This is a genomic window from Streptomyces sp. NPDC048182, from assembly GCF_043202555.1.
Classification (GTDB): Bacteria; Actinomycetota; Actinomycetes; order Streptomycetales; family Streptomycetaceae; genus Streptomyces.
In genome coordinates this window covers 85,904-103,307 of record NZ_JBIDAQ010000006.1, presented here as the reverse complement: position 1 = coordinate 103,307, position 17,404 = coordinate 85,904, and the positions used below count along the sequence as shown (strand labels likewise).

18 protein-coding genes are annotated in these 17,404 nt (G+C 73.5%); 10 read left to right on the top strand and 8 right to left on the bottom strand.

What is annotated here, in order from left to right; translation table 11 throughout:
* Positions 1–11 precede the first annotated feature (11 nt).
* Positions 12–191, bottom strand: coding sequence for an antitoxin (locus ACGFZL_RS13840; RefSeq protein ID WP_355174265.1), 180 nt, complete (start codon positions 189–191; stop codon positions 12–14).
* 172 nt (positions 192–363) lie between these two features.
* On the opposite strand from ACGFZL_RS13840, the gene ACGFZL_RS13835 reads away from it, so the two are divergent.
* Positions 364–1,146: an HNH endonuclease family protein gene (locus ACGFZL_RS13835; protein WP_393691389.1), complete on the top strand. Its 783-nt coding sequence runs from the start codon at positions 364–366 to the stop codon at positions 1,144–1,146.
* A 73-nt stretch (positions 1,147–1,219) separates the two neighbouring features.
* Here the strand turns inward: ACGFZL_RS13835 and ACGFZL_RS13830 are convergent, their stop codons facing one another.
* A complete protein-coding gene (locus tag ACGFZL_RS13830) occupies positions 1,220–1,906 on the bottom strand; it encodes a hypothetical protein (protein WP_393691387.1) in 687 nt (228 codons plus the stop codon).
* Positions 1,907–2,094: 188 nt separating this feature from the next.
* Here ACGFZL_RS13830 and ACGFZL_RS13825 point away from each other — a divergent pair, with 188 nt between their 5' ends.
* From ACGFZL_RS13825 to ACGFZL_RS13800, 6 genes are all read left to right on the top strand, one after another.
* On the top strand, positions 2,095–4,260 hold the full coding sequence (locus ACGFZL_RS13825; RefSeq protein WP_393691385.1) for an N-6 DNA methylase: 2,166 nt from the start codon (positions 2,095–2,097) through the stop codon (positions 4,258–4,260).
* A 109-nt stretch (positions 4,261–4,369) separates the two neighbouring features.
* Positions 4,370–4,993 (top strand): hypothetical protein, encoded by a 624-nt coding sequence (locus ACGFZL_RS13820; RefSeq protein ID WP_393691383.1) that lies wholly within the window; start codon positions 4,370–4,372, stop codon positions 4,991–4,993.
* 38 nt (positions 4,994–5,031) lie between these two features.
* Entirely contained in the window at positions 5,032–6,522 is a 1,491-nt protein-coding gene (gene pkaE / locus ACGFZL_RS13815; RefSeq protein WP_393691877.1) for a serine/threonine protein kinase PkaE, read from the top strand.
* 49 nt (positions 6,523–6,571) lie between these two features.
* The gene (locus tag ACGFZL_RS13810) at positions 6,572–6,694 is read left to right on the top strand and encodes a hypothetical protein (RefSeq protein ID WP_393691381.1); all 123 of its coding nucleotides are present in this window, start codon (positions 6,572–6,574) and stop codon (positions 6,692–6,694) included.
* Positions 6,695–6,816: 122 nt separating this feature from the next.
* Positions 6,817–7,443 carry a SurA N-terminal domain-containing protein gene (locus ACGFZL_RS13805; RefSeq protein ID WP_393691379.1) on the top strand — a complete coding sequence of 209 codons (627 nt, stop codon included), beginning with the start codon at positions 6,817–6,819 and terminating at the stop codon, positions 7,441–7,443.
* A gap of 34 nt (positions 7,444–7,477) precedes the next feature.
* Positions 7,478–8,458: a nucleoside triphosphate pyrophosphohydrolase gene (locus tag ACGFZL_RS13800; RefSeq protein WP_393691377.1), complete on the top strand. Its 981-nt coding sequence runs from the start codon at positions 7,478–7,480 to the stop codon at positions 8,456–8,458.
* A gap of 9 nt (positions 8,459–8,467) precedes the next feature.
* On the opposite strand, the gene ACGFZL_RS13795 is transcribed toward ACGFZL_RS13800, so the two are convergent.
* Both ACGFZL_RS13795 and ACGFZL_RS13790 read right to left on the bottom strand, forming a co-directional pair.
* On the bottom strand, positions 8,468–9,058 hold the full coding sequence (locus ACGFZL_RS13795; protein WP_393691375.1) for a hypothetical protein: 591 nt from the start codon (positions 9,056–9,058) through the stop codon (positions 8,468–8,470).
* Between the two features lie 6 nt (positions 9,059–9,064).
* Positions 9,065–11,140 (bottom strand): PrsW family glutamic-type intramembrane protease, encoded by a 2,076-nt coding sequence (locus tag ACGFZL_RS13790; RefSeq protein ID WP_393691373.1) that lies wholly within the window; start codon positions 11,138–11,140, stop codon positions 9,065–9,067.
* Between the two features lie 118 nt (positions 11,141–11,258).
* On the opposite strand from ACGFZL_RS13790, the gene ACGFZL_RS13785 reads away from it, so the two are divergent.
* Entirely contained in the window at positions 11,259–12,563 is a 1,305-nt protein-coding gene (locus ACGFZL_RS13785) for a cytochrome P450 (RefSeq protein ID WP_393691371.1), read from the top strand.
* Here ACGFZL_RS13785 and ACGFZL_RS13780 read toward each other — a convergent pair.
* Together ACGFZL_RS13780 and ACGFZL_RS13775 are read right to left on the bottom strand one after the other, a co-directional pair.
* Positions 12,535–13,413, bottom strand: coding sequence for an aldo/keto reductase (locus tag ACGFZL_RS13780; protein WP_393691369.1), 879 nt, complete (start codon positions 13,411–13,413; stop codon positions 12,535–12,537). The two genes, ACGFZL_RS13785 and ACGFZL_RS13780, sit on opposite strands and share 29 nt — an antisense overlap.
* A 60-nt stretch (positions 13,414–13,473) precedes the next feature.
* Positions 13,474–13,953: a hypothetical protein gene (locus ACGFZL_RS13775; RefSeq protein ID WP_393691367.1), complete on the bottom strand. Its 480-nt coding sequence runs from the start codon at positions 13,951–13,953 to the stop codon at positions 13,474–13,476.
* Positions 13,954–14,033: 80 nt separating this feature from the next.
* Between ACGFZL_RS13775 and ACGFZL_RS13770 the strand changes: the two genes are divergently transcribed.
* Both ACGFZL_RS13770 and ACGFZL_RS13765 read left to right on the top strand, forming a co-directional pair.
* Complete coding sequence (locus ACGFZL_RS13770; RefSeq protein WP_393691365.1) at positions 14,034–15,242, top strand: sensor histidine kinase; 1,209 nt, start codon at positions 14,034–14,036, stop codon at positions 15,240–15,242.
* Positions 15,239–15,844 (top strand): response regulator, encoded by a 606-nt coding sequence (locus ACGFZL_RS13765; protein ID WP_393691363.1) that lies wholly within the window; start codon positions 15,239–15,241, stop codon positions 15,842–15,844. Before ACGFZL_RS13770 ends, ACGFZL_RS13765 begins: the two co-directional genes overlap by 4 nt.
* 31 nt (positions 15,845–15,875) lie before the next feature.
* Here ACGFZL_RS13765 and ACGFZL_RS13760 read toward each other — a convergent pair whose 3' ends face one another.
* Together ACGFZL_RS13760 and ACGFZL_RS13755 are read right to left on the bottom strand one after the other, a co-directional pair.
* Positions 15,876–16,829: an exopolyphosphatase gene (locus ACGFZL_RS13760; protein ID WP_393691361.1), complete on the bottom strand. Its 954-nt coding sequence runs from the start codon at positions 16,827–16,829 to the stop codon at positions 15,876–15,878.
* Positions 16,826–17,365, bottom strand: a complete 540-nt coding sequence (locus ACGFZL_RS13755) for a DUF501 domain-containing protein (RefSeq protein ID WP_393691359.1) — start codon at positions 17,363–17,365, stop codon at positions 16,826–16,828. Before ACGFZL_RS13755 ends, ACGFZL_RS13760 begins: the two co-directional genes overlap by 4 nt.
* Between the last annotated feature and the right edge of the window lie 39 nt (positions 17,366–17,404).

Below are 17,404 nucleotides of genomic sequence, written 5' to 3'. Positions count from 1 at the left end.
GTGCCGGCCGGCTACCGGTCCTGGTCGCCGCCCATGCCGAACCTGTCCTCGGCCTTCTGCTGCGCGGAGTCGACCTGGTTCTCGTACTTGCCGCCGGTCCTCTCGTTGACCTGCTTCTCAGCGGTGTCGGAGGCCTGCTTCGCCTTGTCCTTGGCCGCCTGGTTGCTCTTGAACCTGTCGAAGATGCCCATGCAGAACTCCTTACGGACGTGACTCACCACCGACCATACGCCCGGTTCGCCGGGTATGTCGCGCGAGGCCGTCGGCGACGGAAGCCCCCCGGCATGCGCCCCCGGCGGGCGGGGCATCCGGAAGGACAGGTCCGGGGAGGACCACCGGGTGGACAGGGGAGGGACGCGCGTGATGCGCAGGACACGGCGTACGGCACTGACCGGCTCGGCGGCGCTGCTCGGCGCCACCCTGCTGGTGACCGGCTGCAAGGACGTCGACCTGCCCGAGGGCGCCCCCACGGGCCCCGCGGGCCCGGCCGCCCCCGGCGGCGACGACGGCCGCGCGGTCAGCCCGCTGGACAACCCGGACGGCACCAAGCCCGGCCTGGCCGCGATCACCTCGGACGCGGACAAGGCGAAGGCCCGCACCCTGATCCAGAAGGTCACCACCAAGGGCCGCGGCCCGAAGACCGGCTACGACCGCGACGAGTTCGGCTACGCCTGGATGGACAACGCCCCCGGCGACGTCCCCTACGCGCACAACGGCTGCGACTCACGCAACGACCTCCTCAAGCGCGACGGCGAGAAGATCCGCTACCGCGGCGGCTCCGACTGCGTCATCGTCTCCCTCACCCTGCGCGACCCCTACACCGGCAAGACCATCGTCTGGACCAAGTCCAACGCCACGGAGATCCAGATCGACCACGTCATGCCCCTCTCCTACGACTGGCAGATGGGCGCCGCCCACTGGGCCAAGGGCAAGCGCCAGGACATCGCCAACGACCCCCTCAACCTCATCCCGGTCGACGGCCCCACCAACGGCGCCAAGTCCGACTCGGGCCCGGCGAGCTGGCTCCCGCCCAACAAGGCCGTCCGCTGCTCCTACGCGGTCCGCGTCGCCCAGGTCTCCGCCAAGTACGACCTGCCGGTGACGAAGGCGGACAAGGAGACAATGCTGGACCAGTGCGGGGGCTGACCGCCCGGCAAGGCCGTGGTGAGCGGGCGGCGGACGCCGAGGAGGCACGCAGTGGTCAGCGCGGTGTGTTGTGTCAACCCGTCTTCTTCCAGTCCTGGCAGCCGGTGGTCTTGAAGTACGCGTCCTTCGCGCCGATCGTCACCACCGCGGTGCCGGTCACATTGTTGTTCGCGGCGATCGACTCCAGGGAGTGCTCGGCGTCCTTCGCCCGCTCCCAGTAGCACATGTCGTCGGTGTTGCCGGTGGACTTGTACGTGCCGGGCGCGACGTCGACACCGACCTTGAACATGCCGCCCTTGCCGCTCATCTGCGTGGCGGGGGTGCCCGCGGCCTTCGGGTCGACGGCCTCCCAGTCCTTGCAGCCGCTGGACTTGAAGAGCTTGTCGGTGGCCTTGACGGTGACGTACGAGGTGCCGGTGACGTTGTCGTTGGCCAGCAGGGAGTCCGCGTCGCCCGAGGCGTCCTTGGCGCGCTCCCAGTAGCACATGTCGTCGGTGTTGCCGGTGGTGCGGTAGGTGCCGGGCTTGATGTCGGAGCCGACCTGGTAGTCGCCGTCGCCGGCGAAGGCGGCCTTCTTCTCGGCCTTCTTCCCCGTCTCCTTCGCGGTGTCCTCGGCACCGCCCGACTGCCGCTGGGAGGCCGAGGAGCCCTTGCCCTCCGAGCCGCCACCGTCCCCGTCGCCGCCGGCCGCCACCGAGACGGCTCCGATGACGACGATCCCCACGACGGCGCCGAGTGCGACCTTGCCCTTCATGCCCATGACGGTGTCCCTCCCCCTGTGGCGGCCACCGCTGCTCGGCGTCCGCTCGTTGGCGAGGTCAATAAGAACAGAGCTTGTGAACCGAGTCAACCGTGTACACGGGAGGAGAGGAGTACACGTCCGTGAAGCGCTCGCTTCTTCGCGCCTCGGTATGCTCGGCGCCACATCGTGAACGAGGGAGCCGGCGGATGCAGCACAACGAGACGGACCGCGCCACCGAGGTGACCGCCGCCGGCATCGCCCGGCTGGCCGGCGTGGGCCGGGCCGCCGTGAGCAACTGGCGCCGCCGGCACCCGGACTTCCCCCGGCCGGTCGGCGGCACCGAGACCAGCCCGTCCTTCGCGCTCGGCGAGGTGGAGGGCTGGCTGCGCCGGCACGGCAAGCTCGCCGAGGTCCCGTTGCGCGAGCGCGTGTGGCAGCAACTGGTCGGCCACCCCGAGGGCGCGGTCGCCGCGCTCACCCACGCGGGACGCGTGCTGCTGCTGATCCACGACCGGCCCACGCGCTGGCTGGAGGTGAGTTCCGGCCCCGACGACCGGCTCGCCGCGCTGCTGCCAGCGGCGCTGGAGGAGGTGCTGACACCGAGGTTCGGGGCGCCCACCGCGCAGGCCCCCGCTGCTGTGAACACCCCGGCCCCCGGCCCCGCCCCCGCCCCCGGCCCCGCCCCCGGCCCCGCCCCAGGCCACGCCCCGGTGAACGCCCCCCTCACCCCGCCCGCCGCCCTCGCCTCCGCCCCCTACCTCCGCGGCGTCGCCGAGCTGGCCGCCGAGCACGGCGCCCGGCAGACCTTCGAGTTCCTGCTCGGCCGGCACCTGGACGCCAACCCGCGCCAGTACACCCTCACCCCCGCCGAACTCGCCGCCCTGATGGCCGACCTGGCCTGCCCGGCCGACCCCGCGCCCGCACCGCCCCGCACCGTCCTCGACCCCGCCTGCGGCACAGGCGCCCTGCTGCGCGCCGCCGCCGGCAGCGGTGCGCGGGAGCTGTACGCCCAGGACGACGCCGCCGACCTCGCCGCCCTCACCGCGCTCCGCCTCGCCCTGCACTCCCGCGCCGGCGTGCGCGCCGCCACCGCCGACACCCTGCGCGCGGACGCCTTCCCCGACCTGCGCGCCGACGCCGTCCTGTGCCACCCGCCGTTCAACGAGCGCAACTGGGGGCACGACGAACTCGCCTACGACCCCCGCTGGGAGTACGGCTTCCCGGCCCGCACCGAGTCCGAACTGGCCTGGGTGCAGCACGCGCTGGCCCGGCTGCGCGACGGCGGCACCGCCGTGCTGCTGATGCCGCCCGCCGCCGCCTCCCGCCGCTCCGGGCGCCGGGTCCGCGCCGACCTGCTGCGCCGGGGCGCGCTGCGCGCCGTGCTCGCGCTGCCGCTCGGCGCGGCACCGCCGTACAACATCCCGCTGCACCTGTGGGTGCTGCGCCGCCCCGGACCGCCGCCCGCGCAGCCCGAGGTGCTCCTCGCCGACGTGGCGCGGTTCGCCGGCGAGGGGCGCGGCGGCCCGGACTGGCGGGCGGTGCGCGAGAGCCTGCTGGACGCCTGGCGGGCCTTCGACGGCGAGGGGCGGCTGGCCGAGGAGCGGCCGGGGCTGGCCCGCTCCCTGCCGGTCATCGCGCTCCTCGACGACGACGTGGACCTGGCCCCGGCCCGGCACCTCCCGCCCGCCCCGGCCGCCGACGGCGCCGGCCGCCTCACCGACGTACGCGACCGCCTCGGCACCGCCCTGCGCCGCACCGGCGAGCTGACCCCGCCGCCGGCCGACACGGCGGGGCCCGCGCCCCGCTGGCCGCTCACCACCGTCGGCGAACTCGCCCGCGCCGGCGCCCTGGTGCTGCGCACCGGCACCAGCGGCGGCCCCGCGCGCGTACCGCTCCTCACCGACCACGACGTCCTCGCCGGCACCGCCCCCTCGGGCACCCTGCCGGAGGGCGACGAGGAACCCGTGCTGACCGAGGCCGGCGACGTCGTCGTGCCCGTCCTCGGCGGCGGCTCCGTCGCGCGCGTGGTGGACGAGGCCACCGCCGGGGCGGCCCTCGGGCGCAACCTGGTGCTGCTGCGCCCCGACCCGGCCGCGCTCGACCCCTGGTTCCTCGCCGGGTTCCTGCGCGGCACCGCCAACAACCGCCAGGCCAGCAGCTACGCGTCCACCGCCACCCGCCTCGACGTGCGCCGCCTGCAACTGCCCCGGCTCGCCCCGGCCGACCAGCGCCGCTACGGCGCCCGATTCCGCGCCCTGGACGAGTTCGAGTCGGCGCTCCGGCTCGCCGCCCGGCTCGGCGAGCAGCTCGCGCGCGGGATGTACGACGGGCTGACCGACGGCACCCTGACGCCCGAGCCGGGCGGGAAGTGATCAGGACGACAACGGTTCGGTACAACCCCGCGACCGGTGTCCTTGTCGGCCTATACGCTCGTACCGACTCACCCGAACTTCCGTCCGTACCAGGCATCCAGGAGCAGCCATGCACGGCCAGGGCCATCCGCAGCCGGTGAAGCAGCCGCCCCCCACCGGGTGGCTGGTCTTCCTGCGCGTGGTGTTCGTGGCCCTGGGCCTCCTCAGCATCGGCTTCCTGGCCTGGGCCATGCTGCTGCGCCTCGCGCTGGTCACCCGCAAGTCCGTGGACTGGGGGCTGTTCACGGCCGCCCTGGCGCTGGACGCGCTCAGCATGGTGCTGATGGCCACCGAGCCGGGCGACGAGATCCACACCCCCGCCGGCTGGACCGGTCTCTCGCTGCTCCTGCTCACCCTGGTGGTGGGGATGGCCTACTACCTCGCCGCGGACGTACGCCACTTCCACCAGCTCCGCTACGCCGGCTACGCCCCGGCGCCCGCCGGGCCGGCCTACGGCTACCCGCAGCCCCCGTCCGCGTACCCGTACCCGGCCGTCGCCGTGCCGCAGCCGACGTACCCGACCCCGCCCCCGATGCCGCGGTCGGCAGCACCCACCCCGCCCCCGATGCCGCAGCACTCGGCGCCCACCCCGCCGCCCCACCCGGCCGGCGCCGGGCCCGCCCGCATCGACGAGGTGCGCGCCGAGCTGGACGAGCTGAGCGACTACCTGCGCCGGCACGAGGGCGGCAGGTGAGCGCGGTGACCGGGCGCGTCGTCGCCGGCCGCTACGCCCTGTCCACGCTCATCGGGCAGGGCGGCATGGGCCAGGTCTGGACCGCCTACGACCAGCGGCTCGACCGGCGCGTGGCGGTGAAGCTGCTGCGCCCCGACAAGGTGGCCGGGCAGGAGGCCGACGAGCTGCGCCGCCGCTTCGTGCGCGAGTGCCGGGTGACCGCGCAGGTCGACCACCCCGGCCTGGTCACCGTGCACGACGCGGGCAGCGAGGGCGAGGAGCTGTTCCTCGTCATGCAGTACGTCGACGGCGCCGACCTCGCCGACCACCTCGCCGAGCACGACCCCTATCCCTGGCGGTGGGCGGTCGCGGTCGCCGCGCAGCTGTGCGCCGTGCTGAGCGCCGTGCACGCGGTGCCGATCGTCCACCGGGACCTGAAGCCGCGCAACGTGATGGTGAAGCAGGACGGCACGGTCACCGTCCTCGACCTCGGCGTCGCCTCCGTCATGGACGCCGACACCACCCGCCTCACCCACACCGGCACCCCCATCGGCTCGCCCGCCTACATGGCCCCCGAGCAGGCCATGGGCGGCGCGGTCGGCCCGTACACCGACCTGTACGCGCTCGGCGTGCTGCTGCACGAACTGCTCAGCGGCGACGTGCCGTTCACCGGCTCCACCGCCCTCGGCGTGCTCCACCGGCACCTGTACGAGCCGGCGCTCCCGGTGCGCCGGATCCGACCCGAGGTCCCCGAGCCGCTGGAGGCCCTGGTGCTGCGGCTGCTCGCCAAGGACCCGCAGCACCGCCCGGCCTCCGCCCAGGAGGTCTACGAGGACCTGGCGCCGCTGCTGCCCGCGCACGGCGTGCCCACCGGCGGCCCGCTCGACCCCACCCGCCCCTTCGTGCGCCCGCACGCCCCCTGGCCCGACCGCGCCCGCACCCCCGCGCCGCAGCCGGCCCCCGTGCCGGCCGTCGCGGAGGCCGCGAAGCCGGACGTGGCCCGCGCGGTGGACGAGGTGAAGCGGCTGCTCGGCGAGGGCCGCATCACCCAGGCCGTCGACATCCTCGGCGCGATCCTCCCGGCCGCCGCCGAACAGCACGGCGAGCACTCCCCGGTGGTCCGGACCCTGCGCCGCCAGTACGCGGCCACCCTCATGGACGACGGCCAGTACCGGCGCGCCCTGCCCGAGTTGCGCCGCCTCGCCGACGAACGCGCCGCCGAGGCCGGCCAGGCCGACCCGCGCTCCCTGCGCCACCGCTACGACGCCGCCCAGTGCCTGGAGCAGCTCGGCGACCCGGCGGCGGCGCTCGCCGAGTACCGCGCGCTGCTGCCGTACTACGAGAACCAGTACGTGGCCGGCGACCCCGACCTCGCCCACGACGTCCGCCGCCGCATCGGCCACCTGCTGCTCGCCCTCGGCGACCGCGCCGCCGCCCACGAGACGCTGGCCCGGCTGCTGCACGACGTGGAGCGCACCCGGGGCCCCGGGCACCCGCTGGCCGCCGACATCCGGCGCACGCTGGAGTGGCTGGGACAGGTGCGGGGCTGACGCCTCGCCCCGCGCCTTCGACACCTGCACCGCGCCCTCCACCGCCGCGATGAAGGCGTGGCGCACCGACCGCTACTACGGGCCTTCACCAGGGGCCTGCGTGGAGCGCGGCGGCTACGCGATCACCGTGGACCGGAACCAGTGGGACGCGCCGGTGGCCATCACCGGCTGAGCGATGGATCGTTGGTCGAGGTGAATCGTTGGTCGAATGGCTTGGCCGGAGCGCGGCCACTGCCTACCATCGATCATCGCAAGACTTTGTGCACCGCCGCACAAGCTCCTCGGGAGGTCCCCTTGCACCGCCGCCGTCGCCCCGCGCTCCTCCTCGCCGCCGCGATCGCGGCGGCACCCCTGCTCACCGCCTGCGGCAGCGACGCGCACCCCGGCGCCGCGGCCGTCGTCGGCGACCAGCGGATCACCGTCGCCCAGCTGGAGAGCCGGGTGGGCGAGGTGCGCGCGGCCCAGCGGGCGGCGGTGCCGGGCACCGAGCAGTACCAGCAGGTCGTCGCCCGCACCGGCACCCTCACCCGGGACACCCTGCACGGCATGGTCCTGGACCGGGTGCTGCACCGCGCCGCCTCCGACGCGGGCGTCCGCGTCACCCGCAAGGAGGTCCAGCAGACCCGCGCCGGCTTGGAGCAGCAGGCCGGCGGCGCGAAGGAGCTGGAGAACGTCTGGCTCCAGCAGTACGGCGTCGCCCCCGGGCGCGTGGAGGAGAACCTGCGCCTGCAGATCGAGGCGCAGAAGCTCGCCCAGTCCCTCGGCACCGACACCAGCCGGCCGGAGTTCTGGAAGGCCCTGTCCGACGCCTCCGGCAAGCTGCACATCGACCTCAACCCTCGCTACGGCAGGTGGGACGTGCAGAAGAGCGGGCGGGTGGACGCCAAGGTGCCGTGGGTGAAGGAGGTCTCGGCGGCGTAGCCGGGGTGTCGGCGCGGTGGGTTACGTTCGGAGGGTGAACGCCACCACCGCGGGCCGCGTCGTCCTGCTCACCACCAGCCACCGCGTCGCCCCCGGCCTGCTGTCCTGGCCCGCCTGGCAGGCGCTGCGCGCCGCCGACCGCGTGCTGTGCGCCGACGCCGCGCACCCGCAGCTGCCCTACCTCCGCGAGGCGGGCGTCCCGGTGGCGGAGGCGGCCCCCACCGCCGAGGAGCTGGTCGCCTTCTGCGCGGGCGCGGGCGGCCGCACGCTGGTGGTCGTGGCGGCCGGCGAGGGCGAACCGGCCCTCACCGACGGCCTGGCCCGCCTGGCCGGCTCCGGCCGCGTCGACATGCCCGAGCTTGAGTTGCTTCCCGCCTCCTACGACCTGCCCGGCGCCCGGCTGCTCGACCTCGTGCAGGTCATGGACCGCATCCGCCGCGAGTGCCCCTGGTCCTCCCGGCGCACCCACGAGAGCCTCGCCAAGTACGCCATCGAGGAGGCGTACGAACTGGTCGAGGCGATCGAGGCCGGCGACCGCGCGGAGCTGCGCGAGGAACTGGGCGACGTGCTCCTCCAGGTCGTCTTCCACGCCCGCGTCGCGGAGGAGGACCCCGAGGCCCCCTTCGACATCGACGACGTGGCGGCCGGCCTGGTCGCGAAACTCGTCCACCGCCACCCGCACGTCTTCGGCGAGGAGAGTGCCGACACCCCCGAGGAGGTCAGGGCGCACTGGCTGCGCACCAAGGCCGCCGAGAAACAGCGCACCTCGGTCACCGACGGCGTCCCCCTCGGCCAGCCCGCCCTCGCCCTCGCCGCGAAGCTCTCCTCCCGCGCCCGCACCGCCGCCCTCCCGGTCCCCCTCCCCACCGGCGACGGCATCGGCCACACCCTCCTGACCCTCGCCGCCGAGGCCGACGCGGCCGGCGTCGACCCGGAGGCGGCCCTGCGGGCGGCGGCCCGCGCGTACCGGGACGCGATCCGGGCGGCGGAGGGCGGGGCGGATGCGGTCGACTGACCGGGCCGGTCAGCTGCTCGGCCGGTGCTCGAAGAACACCAGAGGCGTCTGACGGACGCCTTGTCGCGACCGTAGCCGCGGATGCCCGGCGGCCACTTCCGGCCGCACCGCCAGCACGTCGGGCCAGACGGCGATCTCGACGGGCGCACCTCGCATCACGCCGTCCCAGTCCGTGTCTTCGGTCACCCCCCGGCGATCGACGACCACGCCCCGGGTGGCGACCAGGTCCATGTGCACGACGTGGGTGATCGCCCGGACCGCCGTCTCCTGCTCTTCAAAACGCATGCCGTCCAGACCGAACTCCACCACAAGCTCCCCGTCGGCCGATGGACGGAACCTGGTGACCATGTCCGTGTGCTCGTCCAGCCAGAGCTGGAAGGTCACTTCGCTCCCGCTGTTCAGCGTCAGCAGCCGAACGAGTTCGGCCCGCTCGACCGCGACCTGTTCCCCCCAGGACTCCGGTCCGTCCGTGAGGACGGTGACAATGCGGGACGCGGGGTGCGCAAGGTGAACGCCGTCCGTTGCGAGGCTGCGCAGAAACCGCTCGACCCCTTCGCGCTCCAGCCGATCGGCGTACCAGAAGCAGAATCCGTCACTCATTCCCACTCACCTCGTGAAGGTGTGTACGTTTGCGTCCCCGAGAATCCTCCTGGCCACCGCAAGCGCCGCATCCGGGGTCCCCTCCTCCAGATAGACCTGCGCCCGTACCCCCCGCTGTTCCGCCGCGTACTTCAGGATGTGGCACTTCTCCCCGAACTTGGCCAGGTTCCTCGCCTTCGCCGGGCCTCCGACCGCGATGTACGAACCGTCCGCACCGATGACGTCCACGTCGGTGGTGCCCGCCCCCGGTTTGGTGATCTTGAGTCCCGGCTTCCCGGGCGCCCCGGACGGGATCTTGCCGCCGGTGAGCTCCGCGACTTTCCGTTCCCGGGCGGCTCCGACCTCCTCCGCCTGTACAGGGTCGGTCGAGCGCGGTTGCTCTTCCTCGGGAGTCTTCCTTCCGCCTGACCGCTCCGCCGCCGAACCATCGGCACCCACCGCCATGAGAATCACACCGGCGAACCCGAGACGGGCCGTGACGAGCGCGGCCTGCGCTGTCATCGTCTCCGCGAGGGCTCCTCCGCCGGCCAACGCCAGCCCCGTCGCCGGCGGGAAGAACGTGAGCAGCGACAGGAGGATCAGGGCGAAGCCGAGGTGGACGAGGAGCCCGTCGAGCGCTTCGAGGAGATGCATGACGTGGACGGGCCGTCCGTGGGGTGCGTCGTCCAGTCCACGCCGGACCAGCAGTGTCCCGCTGACGGCGGTACCGACTGCGGACCCGAGACGTAGGCGGTGGACCACGAGTCGCTCCCCCAGAGGCTGAGCTGTGGCCGGTGCCCAGGTGCGGAGCAGCACGGCCAGCTGCCAGCCGAGCCACGCCGGCGCGGCGACCACGCAGCCTGTCAGCAGGCGCAATCCGATTCCTGCGGCGAAGAAGTCCTGTAGTCCGACGCCGGACTTGAACGATCCGACTCCAAGAAAGAGGAGGGACGGAAGAGACAGCAGGCAGGGTATGAGCATCAGCCATCGACGCCGCCGCGAGCCCGCCCAGGCGGCCCGCAGACGACTCCGCGAATCGACCGTTCGCCAGGCGTGCTCATCGGCGGTCTCGTTCATCCGAGCGGCGATTCCGGCGACAGTCCGCCGCAGCTCCACCGTGTCGGGGTCGGTCACCTGCGCCACGCGGGCGTAGCACAGGGATCGGCGCAGACGGGCGAACCGGAACGCGACCAGCGAACTCCAGGGGAAGCGGAGGGCCGCGTAACGTGTCAGAGCGGCGACGCCGTCGCCGTCTATGCGCTCGGATGCCAAGAGGGTGTCCGCCAGCTCTCCCTTCCCACGGTGCACGTGCCACGTGTCGATCACCATTGCGAGCCCCAACGCGGCCACGCTGATCGCCCAGAGGTGCCCGTCCAAGTACTGCAGGGCGTCGCGACGCCCTCCGCGCCTTGGCTCAACGGCCACATAGTTGTTCAGGGTGTGATGCGTCACCGCGATGGCCATGGGGACCAGGGAGAAGGGCTTCAACCAAGCGGGTGAGCGGCAGAGAAGACCGACCCCGAGACCGGCAACGGCGGTCCATGCCAGGTGGGTGAAGGTCGCAGTCGCCGTGGGTGTCGAGTGGCCCAGGCCGAGTGAGTCCGAGGGTGCCGGAAGCCAGGCTGTCAGGATCTGCATCGGACCCGGGATGTAGGGCGGTGAGAGGCTGTCCGGCACGATCCAGCCGCCGTCAGGGCGTGCCAGGGAACGGTCGGCGTCGAGGGAGTAACGGATCAGCGACTCCAACAGCCCGAATCCGGCGCCCAGGCCCGCGCCCAGCACGACGAAATCGGTCAGGCCCCATTGCCGCCGCACCTTCGCGGACAATCCGGCAAGCAGTAAGGGAGTGGCCTTGACCAGCTCTTCCGTCCATGGCGCCATGGAGTAGCCGGTAGTGCGCACTACTTGGACGAGTGACCGGGTCTCATCCGCCATGGCGCGGGTGTAACCGAACTCCAATAACGCAGCGGCCGTTCCGCAGGCGAACAGGCCGGCGGCCACCGCGAGCATCACCGTCGACAGACGCACTGTTCGCGTGGGCCACGACACCACGAAGAGCTGCAGCACGCCGTACACGGCCGCGAACGTCATCATCACCGACACTGCGACCCCCCGTTGGGCGCTCAGTGAACCGGACGCGGCACCTCGGCTCGTCCCGCACCTCGGCGTCCTTGACGACACCCTCATCCCTGGCCCCGTCACACATCAATAGGGTCGACACATGCCGTACGACGAATCACAGGCCCCCGAACTCTTCACCTGGGAGTTCGCCGCCGACCCCTACCCCGCCTACGCCTGGCTCCGCGAGCACGCGCCCGTGCACCGGACGCGGCTGCCCAGTGGCGTGGAGGCGTGGCTGGTGACGCGGTACGGGGACGCCAAGGCGGCGCTCGCCGAGCCGGGGCTGTCGAAGAACCCGGCGCACCACGCCGGGCCCGCGCACGCCAAGGGCAAGACCGGGATCCCGGGGGAGCGCCAGGCGGAGCTGATGACCCACCTGCTGAACATCGACCCGCCGGACCACACCCGGCTGCGCCGCCTGGTCAGCAAGGCGTTCACACCTCGCCGGGTCGCCGAGTTCGCGCCCCGCGTGCAGGAGCTGGCCGACGGCCTGATCGACCGGTTCGCCGCCACCGGCTCCGCCGACCTCATCCACGACTTCGCCTTCCCGCTCCCCATCTACGCCATCTGCGACCTGCTCGGCGTCCCCCGCGAGGACCAGGACGACTTCCGGGACTGGGCCGGCATGATGATCCGGCACGGCGGCGGGCCGCGCGGCGGGGTCGCGCGGTCGGTGAAGAAGATGCGCGGCTACCTCGCCGAGCTCATCCACCGCAAGCGCGCCGCCCTGCCGCCCGAGCCGGGCCCCGGCGAGGACCTGATCTCCGCCCTCATCCGCGCCTCCGACCACGGCGAGCACCTCACCGAGAACGAGGCCGCGGCGATGGCGTTCATCCTGCTCTTCGCCGGCTTCGAGACCACCGTCAACCTCATCGGCAACGGCACCTACGCCCTGCTCACCCACCCCGAGCAGCGCGCCCGGCTCCAGGACTCCCTCGCCGCGGGGGAGCGCGGGCTGCTGGAGACCGGCGTGGAGGAACTCCTGCGCTACGACGGCCCCGTGGAGCTGGCCACCTGGCGCTACGCCACCCGCCCCCTCGTCATCGGCGGGCAGGACATCGCCCCCGGCGACCCCGTCCTGGTCGTCCTCGCCGCCGCCGACCGCGACCCGGCCCGCTTCACCGACCCCGACACCCTGGACCTCGCCCGCCGCGACAGCCAGCACCTCGGCTACGGCCACGGCATCCACTACTGCCTCGGCGCCCCCCTGGCCCGCCTGGAGGGCCAGACCGCGCTCGCCACCCTCCTCACCCGCCTCCCCGACCTGCGCCTCGCCGCCGCCCCGACCGACCTCCGCTGGCGCGGCGGCCTCATCATGCGCGGCCTGCGCACCCTGCCGGTGTCGTTCACGCCGGAGGACGGTGCCCGGCGCCCGGTCAACCGGCCAGCGTGTTCAACGCCGTGATCCGCGCCGCGTCCAGCCGTACCGTGGCCGCCGCGACGTTCTCCTCCAGGTGGGCCGTCGACGCCGTACCGGGGATCGGCACCAGGTTCTCGGCACGGGCGAGCAGCCAGGCGAGTGCGACCTGGGACGGTGTGGCACCGATCTGCGCGGCGACGCCGCTGAGCGGGCTGTCCGGCCGCGCCAGGGCCCCGACGTCGAGCGGGAACCAGGAGACGAACGGAAGCCCCTGGCGCGTGCAGTGGTCGAGCACGTCCTCGTGCTTGCGCTGCGTGACGCTGTACTCGTTCTGGACGGAGGCGATCTCGACGATCTCCCGGGCGGCGGTGATCTGGTCCACCGTCACCTCGTTGAGGCCGATCGCGCCGATCTTCCCCTCCTCCTTCAAGCTCTTCAGCTCACCGATCTGGTCCTCGAACGGCACCGTGGGGTCGACCTGGTGCAGTTGGTAGAGATCGATGTGATCGACGCCCAGACGGCGCATGCTCAGCACACATTCCTGCCGCAGGTACTCCGGCCGCCCGAGGACGGCGTAGGAGCCCGGACCCGACTGGGTCTGACCGCCCTTGGTCGTGATCAGCACGTGCTCCGGGTAGGGGTGCAGCGCCGCACGGATGATCTCCTCACTGACGTGCGGTCCGTACACACTGGCCGTGTCGATGAAGTCGACGCCCAGCTCGACCGCGCGCCGCAGGAGCCGCACCGAGGCGCCGCGGTCGGCCGGCTCACCCCAGCAGCCGGGACCGACCAGGCGCATGGCCCCGAAGCCGAGTCTGTGGACGGTCTTCCCGGCGATCTCGATCGTCCCGGACGCGTGGTTGACGCGGTTCTCCTGGGGCTGGTCCTCGGTCATGCGAACTCCTCGGCAGGTCTACGACGGGCGTACGGGACGGCTGTCGCCGGATCGCGGGCGTCAGCCGCCCAGGGCGGAGGTCGACCGGACGGCCGCCGCCGCCCGCTTGCGCCGCCTGCGCAGCAGCACGACGACGAGCGCGAAGACCTGGAGCACGAGGTCCAGGCCCGGCAGGTCGGCGGTCGCCTCCGCGCGGACGTGGCCGGTGCGGCGAATCGTGCCGGCGGGCTCACCGTCCTGGCCGAGCATGGTGTACTCGCGGTCCGTCGCCGCGGTCCGGCGGAACGGGACGACCCGCTCGGCACACGTCAGGTTCCAGCTCCGGCGCACGCGGTCCGTGCTCGCGACGACGGTCCCGCCGGCGTCGAACAGTTCGTAGACGCCGCTGAAACGGTGGGTGCGGACGTGGTACTCGTCCCCGCGCAGGGTGAAGCGCGCGCCGACGCGGCCCCGGCGCAGCGAGATGGTCGTCAGCGTCCGGCCGTCCTCGGTGAACTCGTACTCCTGGCTCGCCGGACGGCTCCTCTTCGCGTGCAACATGACCTCATCGCACCACCCGCTCGCCGGTCGGACCCATGCCATCTGTCACGCATGACCGGGCGACGGCCGAACGTTTTAGCATGAGCTACGTGGACGCACGCGACCCGGACGGGTTCTCCATCGGCCGGTGGCCGGACTGGAGCTTCTGGAAGAACCCGCCGGACCGCCCCGGGGCCCGCGGCCGGGGCCCGGTGGCCCTCACCGCGGCCACCGGCCTCGCCTCGCTCGCCCTGATCCCGCGGGCCGTGGGCATCGCGCACGGTGCCGCACCTCCGCTGCGCACGTCGTGCGCGGTCGGTTTCCTCGCCTGCTACGTCGTCGGCTGCGTGCTGGCGCCCTGGTACGGGCCGATGGCGCTGCGACGGGGGCGCGTCGTCATCGTGGTCGTGATGTTCCTGCTCGGGTCGGCACCGGCCGTGTTCCTCGCGTCGCCGTCCTACCTGACCGATCTGACCTTCGCCCTCGCGATCGGGCTCATGCTGCTGCCGCTGCGCCACGCGCTGCTGCTCGGTCTCGTCACGGTGCTGGGGCAGATCGTCTGGATGCGTCTCGCCCGGGGCGAGGTGGCCTGGGCGCAGGTGGCCGTCCTCGTCGGCGTGACCGCGGCACTCGGCACCGTCTTCGCGCTCAGTTTCACGATCGGCCATCTGCGCGCCGCGCGGGAGCAGGTCAAGAGGCTGGCCGTGCATCAGGAGCGGGAGCGGGTCGCCCGGGACATGCACGACATCCTCGGCCACACCCTCTCCGCGATGACCGTCAGACTCGGGCTGACGCGGCGCGTTCTGGAGTCCTCCGGGGACGTGGCCCTCGCCGTCGGTCAGGTCACCGAGCTGGAGACCATGGCCCGCACGGCGCTGACCGACGTGCGGGCCACCGTCTCGGGCTACCGCACCCTGTCGCTGGACAGCGAGCTGGCCGGTGCCCGCATGGCGCTGGCCGCCGCCGGGGTACGGGCCGAGCTGCCCGCCGCGACCGACGCCGTGCGCCCCGAGCTGCGCGAGGTGTTCGGCTACGTCGTGCGGGAGGCGGTCACCAACGTGCTGCGGCACTCCGACGCCGAACGGTGCACCGTCCGCGTCGGACCCGACTGGGTCGAGGTCGCCGACAACGGCGGTACCGGCGGTGGGGCGTGCGCCGGGAACGGGCTCACCGGTCTCACCGAACGGCTGGCCGCCGTGTCGGGCACCCTCGAACACGGGCCCGCCCCCGGCGGCGGGTTCCGGGTCCTCGCCCGCGGACCGGCCCCGGCGCTCCGCCCCGCACCTTCCGGCGAAGCCGGCGCGCGATGATCCGCGTCCTGCTCGCCGACGACCAGGCACTCGTCCGCGGTGCTCTCGCCGCCGTGCTCCGGCTCGAAGCCGACCTCGACGTGGTGGCGGAGGTCGGCACCGGCACCGAGGTGCTGGCCGCCGCGCGGCGGACCGCGCCCGACATCGCGCTGCTCGACGTGCAGATGCCCGGCCGGGACGGCCTGAGCGTCGCCGCCGATCTCCAGCGGGCCGTGCCCGGCTGCCGCACCGTCATCTGCACCACCTTCAGCCGGCCCGGCTACCTCGCGCGGGCGATGTCCGCGGGCGCTGCCGGGTACGTCGTGAAGGACTCCCCGCCCGAACAGCTGGTCGACGCGATCCGCCGCGTCCACGCCGGCCTGCGCTTCGTGGATCCGGCCCTCGCGGCGGAGGCCCTGGCCGCCGGCGCCAGCCCGCTGACCGGACGCGAGGCCGACGTGCTGCGCGCCGCCGCCGAGGGCGGCACCGTGGCCGACATCGCCAGGGTGCTCCGGCTGTCCCGGGGCACCGTCCGCAACCACCTGTCGTCCGCGATCGGCAAGACGCAGGCCCGCACCCGTGCCGAGGCGGCCCGGATCGCGGAGGCCAGCGGCTGGCTGTGACCGCGGCGCCGGCCCGTCCGGGCCTCACGGGTCAGCCCGCGTCCTCGTCCAGCGCCGCGTGCCGGGCGATGCCGTCCAGGATGTCGTGTTCGCTGACGAGGACCTCCTCCGCGCCGGTGCGGTCCATGATCGACAGGAGGATCAGGGCGCCCGCGGCGATGACGTCGACCCGGCCCGGGTGCATGGACGGGATCGCGGCGCGTTCGGCGTGGGTCGAGTGCAGGAGGCGGTCGGTGATCTCGCGGACCCGCTCGCGGGTGACGCGGGAGTGGTGGATGCGGGTCGAGTCGTACGCGGGGAGGTCCTGGGCGATCGCGGAGATCGTGGTGACCGAGCCGGCCAGGCCGACCAGCGTGCGCGCCTCGCGCAGCGGGACCGTCTCCTCCGCGAGGTCGAGGGCGGCCTCGACGTCGTCCCGTATGGCGGCGATCTGCTCCTCGGTCGGCGGGTCGGTCACCTCGCCGTCGCGGACCAGGTGGCGCTCGGTCATCCGGACGCAGCCGACGTCCACGGAACGGGCGGCGCGCACCTCGCCGTCGCCGACGACGAACTCCGTCGAGCCGCCGCCGATGTCCACCACGAGGTAGGGCGTGGCCAGGTGGCCGGACAGCTCCTTCGTGGCGCCCGTGAAGGAGTACGCGGCCTCCTGGTCGCCGGTGATGACGACCGGCTCGACGCCGAGGATCTCCACCACCCCGCGCACGAACTCGTCCCGGTTCTCCGCGTCCCGGGAGGCCGAGGTCGCCACGAAGCGCACCCGCTTCGCGCCGTGCTCCTCGATGACCGCGGCGTACTCCCGGCACGCCGCGAAGGTCCGCTCCAGCGCCTCCGGTGCGAGCCGTCCGGTGCGGTCGACGCCCTGGCCGAGCCGCACGACGGTCATCCGCCGGTCCAGGTCGGTCAGCTCGCCGGTCGCCGGGTCGACGTCGGCGACCAGCAGGCGGATGGAGTTCGTGCCGCAGTCGACGGCGGCGACCCTGGTCATCGGGCGTCCTCCTCGCAGGTCTCGGTCAGGGACACGCAGGGGCCCTTCGCCCACCACTCCGGCAGCATCGCGAGCGCCTCGTCGCCCAGCGGGTTGACGCCGGGCCCGGCCGCGAGGGAGTGGGCGACCAGCACGTGCAGGCACTTGACCCGGTCGGGCATGCCGCCGGCGCTGGGGAAGCCGGTCAGCTCCTCGATCTCGTCGCGGCGTCGGACGTAGTCCTCGTGCGCGGCGCGGTAGGCGCCGGCCAGCTCCGGGTCGGCGGCGAGGCGCTCGGTCATCTCCTTCATCACGCCGTTGGCCTCCAGGGTGCCGATGGCGGAGGCCGCCTTCGGGCACGTCAGGTAGTACAGCGTCGGGAAGGGCGTGCCGTCCGGCAGCCGCGGTGCCGTCTCCACGACGTCCGGCTGCCCGCAGGGGCACCGGTGCGCGATGGCGCGAAGCCCGCGCGGGGGGCGCCCGAGCTGCTGCTTGAAGGCGGCGACGTCCGCGTCGGTGGGCTCGGTGCGCGGGGTGGGCGGCGGGGGCGTGTCCATGAGCGTCTTCTGCTGGTCTTCCTGTGTGGTCGAGGGGTC